This is a genomic window from Actomonas aquatica (assembly GCF_019679435.2).
GTDB classification, from domain to species: Bacteria; Verrucomicrobiota; Verrucomicrobiia; order Opitutales; family Opitutaceae; genus Actomonas; species Actomonas aquatica.
The window spans coordinates 162,205-173,876 of the sequence record NZ_CP139781.1; the positions used below are offsets into that span (position 1 = coordinate 162,205).

General features: G+C 65.8%; 8 protein-coding genes. 1 reads left to right on the forward strand and 7 read right to left on the reverse strand.

The genetic code is table 11. The annotated features are described in order from the left end of the window. Positions 1-36: 36 nt before the first annotated feature. The 7 genes from K1X11_RS00630 to K1X11_RS00660 form a co-directional block, all read right to left on the reverse strand. On the reverse strand, positions 37-972 hold the full coding sequence (locus tag K1X11_RS00630) for a transposase (protein WP_221029069.1): 936 nt from the start codon (positions 970-972) through the stop codon (positions 37-39). 167 nt (positions 973-1,139) lie between these two features. Next, complete coding sequence (locus K1X11_RS00635; RefSeq protein ID WP_221029068.1) at positions 1,140-1,718, reverse strand: hypothetical protein; 579 nt, start codon at positions 1,716-1,718, stop codon at positions 1,140-1,142. Positions 1,719-1,891: 173 nt separating this feature from the next. Continuing rightward, complete coding sequence (locus K1X11_RS00640; protein ID WP_221029067.1) at positions 1,892-2,848, reverse strand: ROK family protein; 957 nt, start codon at positions 2,846-2,848, stop codon at positions 1,892-1,894. Then, on the reverse strand, positions 2,845-4,539 hold the full coding sequence (locus tag K1X11_RS00645) for a beta-galactosidase (protein ID WP_221029066.1): 1,695 nt from the start codon (positions 4,537-4,539) through the stop codon (positions 2,845-2,847). The genes K1X11_RS00640 and K1X11_RS00645 overlap by 4 nt, the downstream gene beginning before the upstream one ends. Positions 4,540-4,565: 26 nt before the next feature. Continuing rightward, complete coding sequence (locus K1X11_RS00650) at positions 4,566-6,005, reverse strand: sulfatase family protein (RefSeq protein ID WP_221029065.1); 1,440 nt, start codon at positions 6,003-6,005, stop codon at positions 4,566-4,568. Further along, positions 6,002-8,557 carry an alpha/beta fold hydrolase gene (locus tag K1X11_RS00655; RefSeq protein ID WP_221029064.1) on the reverse strand — a complete coding sequence of 852 codons (2,556 nt, stop codon included), beginning with the start codon at positions 8,555-8,557 and terminating at the stop codon, positions 6,002-6,004. Before K1X11_RS00655 ends, K1X11_RS00650 begins: the two co-directional genes overlap by 4 nt. A 123-nt stretch (positions 8,558-8,680) precedes the next feature. Next, positions 8,681-9,919 (reverse strand): alpha/beta hydrolase fold domain-containing protein, encoded by a 1,239-nt coding sequence (locus K1X11_RS00660; protein ID WP_221029063.1) that lies wholly within the window; start codon positions 9,917-9,919, stop codon positions 8,681-8,683. 360 nt (positions 9,920-10,279) lie between these two features. Here K1X11_RS00660 and K1X11_RS00665 point away from each other — a divergent pair, with 360 nt between their 5' ends. Continuing rightward, positions 10,280-11,611 carry a sulfatase family protein gene (locus K1X11_RS00665; RefSeq protein WP_221029062.1) on the forward strand — a complete coding sequence of 444 codons (1,332 nt, stop codon included), beginning with the start codon at positions 10,280-10,282 and terminating at the stop codon, positions 11,609-11,611. Positions 11,612-11,672 lie beyond the last annotated feature (61 nt).

The window sequence follows — 11,672 nt, forward strand, 5'->3', positions numbered from 1 at the left end:
GGCTTTGTAGTTTGTAGTAGAGGCCCTGTCGACGGGTTACGCCGAATCGTTTTTCAGCGCGTTCACGCGACGGCTAACCTCATGGAGGCCGCCCATGTTGAGTCGCTCTGCGAGCCATCGGTTGGTGACGGTCGTTTCGTCCTTCATCGCTGCTGCGATTCGCACCTTCCATTCCGCCGACTTTGGTTCGGTCAACGCATCAACCTCGCGACGCTTCGCTTTCTTGAGGTGATGCCGCAGTCGTTCCGACCACACCGCATCCCGGTCAGGGCCTAGCGCGGTCCTTTGAACCTCCGGGTGCTCGCGCAGCTCCTCGTGTTGCTCAATCAACGACTTCTTAAACTTGGCTGAGCCGAGCACCCATCCCTGACACATCGATTCAAACTTCAGTTCTTTTTGCGCACGTGAGTCGGTTGCGAGAAAATCCAAGTATTCGCGGTAGGCGCGACGGCCGGGTTTGTTGTCCGCAAGGCCTCCGGCGTGAACCAGTGATTCAGATGCATCGAACCATGCCGGACGCTTCTTGGGATGCTCGATCCAATGCGCACTACTCCACGGCCACTCACCGAGTTGCTCGGCGGTCGCCAGCCTCGCGCGGACGGGGTTGAGGTGGATGTAGTGGCACAGCGCACCGAGATAATCGCTGCCTTCGACCAACAGGCTTTTGTAGCGGCCCTGGAAAAGGTGACCGCGTTCTGACCGGAGACGGTTGAACCGGGTGGCAAACGTTCCCTGCCAGATCTTCATGCCCTCGACCAAATCTCCGCGCGGCGTTTCCAGTGCGATGTGGAAGTGGTTGCTCATGATGACCCACGCATGGACCCGCCAATCCAGCTTGGTGGCGACTTCGTCCAAGCCGCGCAAAAACGCTTCCTTGGCTCCGTTGGTGGTGAAGATACGGCGACGGTAGTTCCCGCGATTGATCACGTGGTAAATCGCGCCTTCGTATTCAAGCCGTGGCTGGCGGGGCATGGAACAACAGGGATATTGGGATGCTCGGGCGCCTCAACTACAAACTACAAAGCCTGACCCCTTACGGCTCTTGCTTCAACTACAAACTACAAAGCCTGACCCCTTACGGCTCTTGACCCCTTACGGCTCTCTGTGGCTCGTTGGCTCGACTGGTTGGTTGGCCTTCTTCATAGATCTGATGACCAGAAATCGATTTCTTCTGAACACGAAATCGGATAGAACCGGCGTTCCGCCGCCGAATACCTGAATACGCCCTTCACCGGCACCTCGCCAATCTCCGCGTCGCCTTTCTCATCGTAGCGAACGGCCATTCCAGTAACGACAAAGTCGAGATACGGGTAGTCTCCTTCTCTGTGCCACTCGCATTTAAGCAAGCCTCCGCGAAATGTGCTACCATCGGCGTGCATATCATAGACTCGCACCGTCAGACCCGGAAGCGATACGGTGCCGTTTCCTTTCGTGGAGATACCGAAGCGAATCTTGATCAACTGGGAGTCGCTGATCAGGACACCGAGAACCACTTCCTCTGACAACGAAACTTTGTCTCGTAAGCGCTCGGCTTCGGAGACTGCGGCGGCATCGGGCCAAACGATCAATTGCTCGTCGCTCTCGTCGGCTCTTGTCGCGAGGGGAAGAACTAGGGTGAAAGCTAATGCTGCGAATCGCATCTTTCCGGCCAACGTTGTATAGGCACAATTATTTGTGCGATAAAACGGTAAAGGTCCAAAACCCAAGGGATAAGGCAAGGGATTTGAAAAAGAGTGTGGCAGAATGACCCGTGTTTCGCGCAGTGACGGTTCAGCAGCATCGTGGTGCAGGTGATCGCTACGTAGTGTGATTCGGGCAACGGCGCGAGGGGAGCGGCCGACATCGCTGCGGTCGCGGGACCGGCGGCCGCCGCTACAATCGGAAAGATTGCTTAACCCAGCACGCCCAGGCCGTGGAGGGCGGCGCAGATGGCGCCGTAGTCGCCGATGCGTTCGCCGAGGCGGGCGGAGCGGATGCTGCAGGTCTGGGCCCCGGGGGACAGGGCTTCGGCGTTGATCACGCGGCGCATGGCCGGTTCCAGCCAGCGGCGGCAGCGTCGATAGAGGTTGCCGGCGACGATGCACTCGGGGTCGAGGGCGTCGATGAGCAGGGCGAGCGCTGCGCCGAGTTTTTCGCCGGAGAGGCGCAGCACGGCTTGCGCGGTGGCATCACCGGCGTCGGCGGCGCGGCCGATGGCTTTGGCGGTGGGATGCGCCTGACGCCAGACGCGCCAGTCTGCCGGGCGCTCGGCGGTGGGGAGGTATTGCACCAGCTCAGGCAGGGCACCGCCGCTGCAGTAGCCTTCAAAGGAGCCGCGTTTGTGGTAGCCCTCGGGGCCGCGGGCGGCGAGGCGCCAGTGGCCGACTTCACCGGCGTTGCCGTTGGCGCCGGTGACGAGCCGGCCGTTGAGCACGATGCCGGCGCCCATGCCGGTGCCGGCGGTGAGGTAGATGAGCGAGTCGCAGTCGCGGCCGGCCCCAAAGCGCCACTCGGCGAGGGCGTTGGCGTTGGCGTCGTTGACGAGGAAGGAGGGCGCGCCGGTGAGGTGGGTCAGTAGGCGCGTGATGGGCACTTCGTCCCAACCGGGCAGGTTGGGCGGCGAGAGGATGAGTCCGCGTTTCGCGTCGAGGGGGCCGCCGCAGGCGATGCCGATCGCCACGAGGTCGCGCGGGAGACGTCCGCGCAGGCGGGCGCCGATGTTTTCAAAGGTCTCGTCGGGTCCGGCGGACGGAAACTCGTCGAGGCGTTGGAGTCGGCCCTGGGGGCGCCAGCGGCAGAGCGCGACCTTGGTGCCGCCGATGTCGATACCGAGGTAGCTGCCGGCCGGAGCACTGGCCGTGGCGTTCATCGTTGGCGCCGCGGGGAAGCGGTGGGTTTGAGCGCGCGTAACATGCCGCGATACCAGCGGGCCCAGCGGGGGCGGTCGTCGCGATCGGCGGAGTGGCGGGCAAAGTCGTCGTCGGGTTGAGCGAGGCAGGCGACGACGCGGCCCTGGCCGACGTCGTGCGCGAGCACCACCGGACGTTTGCGCTTATCTTTGGCCAACACCTGGGCGGTGCGCGGTTCGAAGCCAGTGAAGACGCCTTTGGCGAAATCGGTGAAGTGCCAGGTCTGGCCGAAGGCGACCACGCCGGGGGCGGAGGGCGCGTAGAGATCGGTGGCATCGGCGCCGAGCAGGGCGTTGATTTCGACGCCGCAGGTGGTGAGGTCGACGCCGTGCCACAGCACGCGGCCGCCGTCTTCCACCCAGGCCTGCAGCTGCTCCACCTCGCGGGCGGTGAGGGAGGCGCCGGTGATGACGATGGTATGGGCGCTGATGTCGGTGAGCGGCCGGTCGCCGCGCACGACGCCGACGCGGTGGCCGAGTTCGGTGAGGGTGTAGTGGGCGATGACGAGGCGACGGGAGAGCTCCTGCGGCACGTTGCCGGGGTTGAGCGGCTCGTCGCGATCGTAGTAGTGGAGCGGCCAATACAGGGCGACGTCACCCTGGTCGGTCACTGGCTTGGGGCGGTCGGCGAGGGTGGCGATGAATTCGCCGAAGACGCGCAAGGTGGGTTTGAGTTCGTCGCGGTCGTTGGCGATGCCGAGCGGACCCTCGAAGGCGTTTTTGTTGTAGGGATGGCCGGGGGCGCTGAAGTCGCGCAGGCTCCACCAGAGGAAACCGTTGGCGCCGGCCTCCCAGGCGGCGGGCAGCATGGCGCGCAGATAGGTGTCGCAGCACTCGCCGAGGGTGAAGATGGTGCCGAACTCCTGCATCATGACCGGACCGAAGGCACGGGCGCATTTGAGGTAGAGCGGGAAGAGGCTGGCGGTGAGGGGATCGGTCATGCCGTCGACCGAGAGGGAATGCCACGCCCCGTTGGGGTAGGTGTGCATTGAATACAGGTCGCAGCCCTCCTGAGCGTCGAAGCGCCAGCCGGTGTCGACGGTGATCTGGGCCTGTTCGTTGCCGGAGATGATGAGGCAGTCGGGGTAGGCGCGGCGCACGGCGCGGTTGACCTCGGTGCACCAGGAAATGACGTCGGCGGGCGGCGCCTCGAGGCAGTCGGGCAGGCAGCAGATCTCGTTGCCCTGATCGACGGCGAGGATAGTCTGGCGGTGCGGCGCGAGGGCGCGGGCGACGCGGCCGGCGAAGGCGAAGCCGCGGCGGCGCAGGGTGGGATCGGCGAAGAGGTTGCGGCCGGCTTTCCACTCGGGCCAGAAGATGCCGCCACTCATCCAGCCGACGAAGAGGGACGGCTGGGTGAGCAGTTTGCGCTTGGCGCACCATTTGAGGAAGGTGTCGAGGCGCTTGAAGGCGGTGGCGTTGTAGCGGCCGGGCGTGGGCTCGAAGTCCTGCCAGCGCACAAAGAAACGCACGCAGTTGAAGCCGAGGGCAACCATCGTATCGAGGTCGTGCTGGATCTCGCGGACGGGCCAGCGTTGCCACATTTCGACGCCGCAGGAGCCGGGCCAGTAATTGACGCCGACGGGAATGATGCGTTGCTCCCCGCGGGCGAAGTAGCCCGAGGAGGTGAGGTGAAAGACGGGTTTGGGCATGGAAAAAATGACGGGCAAGCCGTCCGTCAGGGCCGGGCGTCGATCATGGTGCCGTCGGCCAGAACAAACTGGTTGGAATACGGGTAGGTGTGTTTGTGCTCCGGCGCGATGGGGTGGGCGTCGTAACGCTGGCGCTGGAGGTCGGGCTCCCAGAGCTGGTGGAGGCGCGCGAGGAGGCGGTCGCGTGTGGTCGAGTGCGCGGGATCGTTGAACAGGTTGTGCTGCTCGGCCGGGTCGGCAGAGAGGTCGTAGAGCTCGTCCGCGCCGTCGAGGTAGTGGTTCAACTTCCAGCGGTCGGTGCGCAGCATGCAGCCGGCGTGGGCGGGCTCACCGAGGACGACGCTTTCGCTCCATACCTCGTCGCGGTCGAGCGCGGCGCCGGTGAAGAGCGGGGCGAGGCTACGGCCGCGGCAGGAGTCGGGGGCCGGGACGCCGGCGAGCTCGCAGAAGGTGGGATACCAATCGACCAGCCCAACGAGGTCCGACACGCGGCGCGGCGTCGGGATGCCGGCGGGCCAACGCACCAGCAGCGGCACGCGGGCGCTGGCGTCGAAGAACACGGTCTTTTGCCAGGTGCCGCGCTCGCCGGCCATCTCGCCGTGATCGCTGGAGTAGATGACCAGGGTGTTTTCGCGCAGGCCGAGGTAGTCGAGGGTGGCGAGGATGCGGCCGATGGCGTCGTCGATCCATTCGATGCAACCGTAGTAAGCGGCGAGGGCGCGTTCGTGGGCGGCGCGGTGGCGTCGCTCCGGGTCGGGTTCGCCGTTGTTGCGCATGGCGGCGCGCACGAACGGCACCTCGCGCTCGAACTGGCCGGGCGGAACCTCGGGCAAGCTGACCTTGCCGGCGTGGCGCTCGAAGTAGTGCGCGGGTGGGCAGAGCGGGAAATGTGGTTTGTCGAAGTGGACGCTCAGGCAGAACGGATCGTCGGCGCGGGTGGCGGTGTGCGCCTGCAGCCACTTGGCGGCCTCGGCCACGCAGATCTCGGTTTGGGTGAGGGGGAGCGGAATGCCGGACGGACCGGCGGGTTTTACGACGCCGCCGAGGCCGGATTCGCCGCGGTCGGGACGGCGGGCCGGGTCGGGTTGGTGGGCCTGGCCCTTGAGGTCGCCGTAGGGACGTTCCTGATACCCCTGATATTGATCGCCGTTGAAGTGAGTTTTGCCGATGACGGCGGTGCGGTAGCCGGCGGCGGAGAGCGTGGCGGGGAAGGTCGGCAGGCGGCCGTCGAGCACGTGGCGGTTGTCGTAGACGCCGTGGTCGCGGGAGAGGGCGCCGGTCATGAGGCAGGCGCGGCTGGCGGCGCAGACCGGGTTCTGGCAATAGGCGCGATCGAAGGTGAGGCCCTCGGCGGCGAGTTGATCGAGGGCGGGGGTGGCGAGGGTCGGGTGCCCGGCGTAACCGGCGCAGCCGGCGTGGTGCTGATCGCTTAGGAGGAAGAGGATGTTGGGACGGAGAGCGCTCACGGCTGCGGCAGGGTCCATTGGTTGGTGAAGTGACCGGCTTCGACGATGCCGGCGTCCTGCACGCGAATGAAGTCGGGCAGCAGGTTCACCGGCTGGATGTAACCGGCGCGCAGCCCGAGGTCCGGACGGCTGAGCACGGCGGTTTGCCAGACGACGACGTAGTGGTCGGGGCTCTCGGGATTGGGCTGGATGAAGACGGTGTCGCCGGTGAGCAGCTCGCGCGGCAGTTGGGGGGCGTAGCGGCGCAGCAGCGGGTGACTGTCGACCGAGCCGAAGAGGATGAGGTCCTTGGTGGCGATGTCCTCGGCGGTGACGGCAGCGGCGGGTTTGAGCGGGAACTCGCCGTGGATGACGAGGCGGGTGGGCGGATTGCGAATGGCGTCGAGCTCGGCGATGGCGAGTGCGCGGTCGCCGGGGGCGTCACCGTAGACGGCGAGGAAAGGGCGGGTGAAGGCGTCGCCGACGGGACCCTGCAGGCCGGGGCGTTTGGCGCCGGCCGGTATGGCCGGAGCGGATACAGTGGACCAGGCACCGGCGGCGTCGCGGGTGAGATGGACGATGGCGCTGAGTTGCTCTGCGGGGATGACGGAGTCGTCGATGGCGAGGGCCGGCATGGCGTCGGCGGTGATGCCGGCGTCGGCGAGGTGCAGGGTGAGCGCGGCGATGTTGGCGGTGGTGACGTTGAGCGTGGGCGGCGTGGGGGCCGGAGGTTTGATACCGCGGCGACGCGCGGCGGGCGGCAGGGGAGGCGGAATGCCGTTGTCGTGGGTGGCGGTGATCGTGGCGACGGTGGCGGGGGCGCTGAGTTGGTCGATGTCCACCCAATAGGCGCGGTGGTAGCGCAGGGTATTAGTCATGAACTTCACCTCGGGCGGGGCGGTGGGCGTGGGCACTTGCGTGGCCTGGGCGGTGAACATGGCGTGGGACAATTCGCGGGCCCAGTAGTGACCCTTGCCGGGGAAAAACTCGGTGGTGGCGAAGCCGCCGGCGGCGACGACGCCGTCCATGAAGAAGGTGGAATCGGTCTGGATGCCGGCGCCGGCGTTCTTGAGATAAACGAGGACGTTGCGGGCGTTGGGGAAGAGGTTTTCCTGACTGAACATCACGAGCTGCGGGCGCATCCACGCGGGCAGGGCGGTCGGGTCGGCGAGTTCATCGTCGAAGCCCATGGCGGCGTCGATGGGGGTGATGCTGCCGAAGCGATCGGGGTAGTGCAGGCCGACCATCCACGCGCCGGCGCCGCCCATGGAGTGGCCCATGATGAAGATGCGATCATCGGGGATGGAAACGCGGCGGCGGGTGTCGGCAATGGCTTCGAGCACGTCGGTTTCGCCGATTCCCTGATAGAAGGAATTGCCGCGGCCGAAGGGGTGAATGACCACGGTGGGATCGTCGGTGTCGATCCACGCGGTGACGCCCTGACCGGTCCAAGTCTGGCGGCGATCGGCGAGGGTTTTGGGACCGATGCCGTGGAGTTGGATGAGGAGATCGTAGGGTTTGGCCGGATCGTAGCCGGGCGGCACCCACAGACCGTAGGGTTGCACGGAGCCATCGGCAGCCGAGCGGAAGTAGCGCATCTGGTATTCGCCCGGCGTGAGCGGCGTGGTGGCGTCGGCGGCGAGCAAGCGTTCGAGTTCGGCGAAGCCGGCCTCGGATTCGTAGGTCAGGTAGTCGACGCCGTCGCGCGTGATGACGCGGGACTCGCCCGGCATGGGGGTGTCGGGTTCCGCGGCGGCGCGCGGGCGGGAGGAGGGCGCAGATGCCGCGGAGGTCGTGGTGGTGGAGCTGGTGGAAGCGGAAGCGGCGGCAGGGAAACGGGCGAACCACGGCAGGATGCGGTCGTTGGCATCGGCCTCGCGGAGGATGCCGGGGTGGTTGACGCCGGGATAGGTGTAGCGCTCGTAGGGCGTGCCGACCTCGGCGAGCACCTCGGCGAGGAGGGCGGACCATTCCGGCAGCACGCGGGTATCGGCTTCGCCGTGGAGGATGAGCATCGGCGTGCGGATGTGGCGGGCCTGCTCGGCGGAGATGTAGAGGCGCTCCGGGTTTTCCTGAATGCCTCCGGCCATGATGGCGGCGGCGGCGACGAGGTCGGGATGTTCGGCGACGAGCCCGCAGGTGAGGATGGCACCCATGCTGAAGCCCCAGGCGTAGCGGCGTTCGGGGGCGACGTCGGGCAGGGCGGCGAGAATATCGAAACAGGCTTTGGCGCGGCGGATGTTTTCGGGACTGGCGGCGTTGTCGGGATTGCGCATCTGGCCCGGGCCGGCGTGGGCGTAGTCGACCGCGATGGCGACGTAGCCGGCGTCGGCGAACTGTTGGGCGCGATGGCGTTGATTTGCGGCGGAACCACCGAGACCGTGGCTGAGCAGCACGGCGGGGCGGGGACCGTCGGCGGGGGCGGACGGCTCGATGAGGATGCCTTGGAGGGTGGTGTCACCCCAGGGGAGGGTCCAGGTGTCGCCGTCGCGTTGAAAGCCGGTGGGCAAGGCGGCGCTGAGGACGGTGGCGAGGAGGAGGAAGCCGGTGAAAAGACGCAGGCGAAGGGTCATGGGGAACAGGCGGATAAGGGAGCCTAACAGGAACGGGGACGAGCGGAGGCGGCGGAGCCGGCGGCGCGAATCGACGGATGACGCGACGGAAGCGATGCGGCCGCCGCGGGGCGCGGCAGGGGGTTAGTTGCGACGGCGCAAGCGATCGGTGGCCTGGTTGTGTTCGGCTTCGGTGAGGAAGCCATCGCCATCGGCGTCGAGGCGGCCGAAGAGGCGATCGGGGCCGGGGAATTCCTCGCGGGAAATTTTACCGTCGTGATTGCGGTCGGAGCGCTCGGTGAGCTGGGCCCAGGTAGGCGGTCCGGAGCGGTTGCCAGCGTTGTTGTTATTGTTGTTGGCGGCGGCGTTGTTGTTGGCGCGGGCGGGGGGCGGCTCGATGGGGCCGGCGGGCACGGAAGAGGTCATGGCGGTCGGCCATTCGGTGGCGGCGGTCGTTTTGCCGCGGAGGTGGAGATCAAGGAAGGCGCTGACAATGGGCACGAGTTTGTCGCCGGGGAAACCGCGACCGTGACCGCCGCCCTCGACGGTCACGAAATGGGAGGGCAACTCGAGTTTACCGAGCGCGGCGTGGAGCAATTCGCTTTGGTGGTGAGCCACGACCGGGTCGGCATCGCCGTGAATGATGAGGAAGGGCGGATCGTCGGAGGTGACGTAGGTAATCGAGTTGGCGGCCTGCACTTTTTCGTAGTTGGCCGGATCCTGAATGGCGCCGCCGATGAGGACGGATTCGGGGGACGCGGGATCGTCGTGCACGATGGGCGAATCGGGCAGAGCGTGGGCGTCCATCTGGGTGAAGTCGGTGGGACCGAAATAATCAACGACAGCTTGCACCCGGGAGGATTCGTCGAGGTGGGCGCCGACGTCGAACGCGGTCACGTCTCCGCTGGTGCCGACGAGCGCGGCGAGGTGTCCGCCGGCAGAGGAACCACCCACCGCAACGTGGTCGGGATCGATACCGTAGTCGGCCGCGTGGGCGCGCAGCCAGCGGATGGCGGCTTTGCAGTCCTCGATCTGGGCGGGGAAGGTGGCGTGTTGGCTGAGGCGGTAATTGAGGCTGGCGACGGCGTAACCTTGGCCGACAAAACCCTGGCGCAGGGGCGGGACGCCGTCCTTGTTGCCGGCGCGCCAGGCGCCACCGTGAATCCACACAAAAAGTGGCACCGGACCCTCGGCGGATTCGGGCAGGTAGAGGTCGAGCACCTGACGTTCATGGCCGTCGACCACGTAGGGCAGGTCGCGGTGGGCGATCACGCCGTCGGGGAGAGGGCGGGCATCCTGAGCCGGGAGCGAAATCATGGACGTGAAAGCAAGGGCGATCAGGCCAACAAGACCGGCCGGGCGGGAGCGAAAGGGGAGTTTCATGGGAGTGGGGAGAACGGGGAAGGGGGCTGGTGGATCGACCGTGGAGGGCGGCGAAGGGCTCGCAATGGCTTGCGCGGTTTATCCGTTGACGGTGTGAGGCGGACAAAGTTTCACGCCCGACGAGCAGAAGCGCGAAATCGGGTTTTGGAGACGGGGGGCAGGATGGCGCAGGACCGCAATTTGCTCAACGGCTAAACCTACAAAGGCGTGGCGAGTCAGGCGGTATCAGGGGAAGCATGACGACGCTTCAACCGATGCCCTGCAATGGGCGTCACCCCTTGGCTCCGAACCGAGTTTTACCCCCACTCCTGGTTCCCTCCGATTTCCCGCCGCGCCGCCGGCCCATCTGACTCCTTCTTCATGAAACCCCGCTTGAACATACTTCATCTTCATTCCCACGACACGGGTCGTTATGTGCAGCCCTACGGGCATGCGGTGTCGACGCCGCGACTGCAGGCGTTTGCCGAGCAAGGGGTGCTCTTTCGCCAGGCGTTCTGCGCCGCGCCGACCTGTTCGCCGAGTCGGGCGGCGTTGCTGACGGGGCAGTCGCCGCATGTCTGCGGCATGCATGGGTTGTCGAATCCGCCGTGGTCTTATCGGCTCAAGGATGTCGGCCACCTGTTGCCGCATACGCTCAAGTCCGCGGGTTATCACGCTGTGCTCGGTGGGGTGCAGCATGTGACGCCCAAGGAAGAGATCGGCACGCAAGGTTTCGACGAAATCCTCAACCATGACGACATGGGCGAGGACGTGGCGGATCTGCATGAGCGGGCAGCAGCTTTTGTGCATCGGGCGGCGCAAGCCGAGGAGCGAAAGCCGTGGTTCATGACGGTGGGTTTCGACCAAACCCATCGCGATAATTGCCAAGGCGAACCGGAGTCCGGCGGCGGTTTTTCCAAACCCGATCCCTATGATGTGGCGGCGTTGGATTCGCGCTACACTCTGCCGCCGGCGATCTATCCGGATCGTCCCGAGATTCGTCAGGACATGGCAAGTTATCGGGAAGGTGTGCGTCGACTCGATGCGCGCATGGGTCACGTGATCGCGGCGGTGGATGCCGCTGGCGTGGCGGATGAAACTTTGATCATCGTGACGACCGATCACGGCATCGCCTGGCCCGGCATGAAGTGCAACCTGACCGACCACGGACTCGGCGTGATGCTTATGATGCGTGGACCGGAGGGATTCACGGGAGGGCGCGTGGTGGATGCCATGGTGACGCACCGAGATCTGTATCCGACGATCATGGACCTGGCAGGCATCGCTGGTCCGGATTGGATGGAAGGACGTTCGTTGTTGCCGCTGGTGCGCGGTGAATGTGAGCGCCTGCACGACGAGATTTACGGCGAACAAGGCTGGCACGAAGTCGCCGAAGCGGCGCGTGCGGTGCGCACGGAACGGTTTAAATACATTCGCCGCCTCGATCCGGTCGGACCGAAGTCGGCCAACTGTGATGAAGGACCGACCAAGAAGCTTGTTGCCGCATGGGGCGGGTTTGATCGCGGCCTGGGCGACGAGTTGTTTTTCGACCTCTACCTGGATCCGCAGGAAACCTGCAACCGGATCAACGATGCGCGCTATGCCGACGAGATTCATCGCCTGCGCGGCAAGCTCGATGACTGGATGAAGCGGACGAATGATCCCTTTCTCGACGGCGTCGCGGTGCCGCCGCCCGGGCCCGGGAAGGGGTGATTGGGGCGGCGGGAGCCTTTGGGGCGATCCAACGTGGCGGCTCGACACGAGGTCGAGCCCT

Excerpts from the sequence above, each read along its gene's own strand:
- K1X11_RS00630 (WP_221029069.1), bottom strand. The coding sequence starts at position 972 with ATGCCCCGCCAGCCACGGCTTGAATACGAAGGCGCGATTTACCACGTG.
- K1X11_RS00640 (WP_221029067.1), bottom strand. The coding sequence starts at position 2,848 with ATGAACGCCACGGCCAGTGCTCCGGCCGGCAGCTACCTCGGTATCGAC.
- K1X11_RS00645 (WP_221029066.1), bottom strand. The coding sequence starts at position 4,539 with ATGCCCAAACCCGTCTTTCACCTCACCTCCTCGGGCTACTTCGCCCGC.
- K1X11_RS00655 (WP_221029064.1), bottom strand. The coding sequence starts at position 8,557 with ATGACCCTTCGCCTGCGTCTTTTCACCGGCTTCCTCCTCCTCGCCACC.
- K1X11_RS00660 (WP_221029063.1), bottom strand. The coding sequence starts at position 9,919 with ATGAAACTCCCCTTTCGCTCCCGCCCGGCCGGTCTTGTTGGCCTGATC.
- K1X11_RS00665 (WP_221029062.1), top strand. The coding sequence starts at position 10,280 with ATGAAACCCCGCTTGAACATACTTCATCTTCATTCCCACGACACGGGT.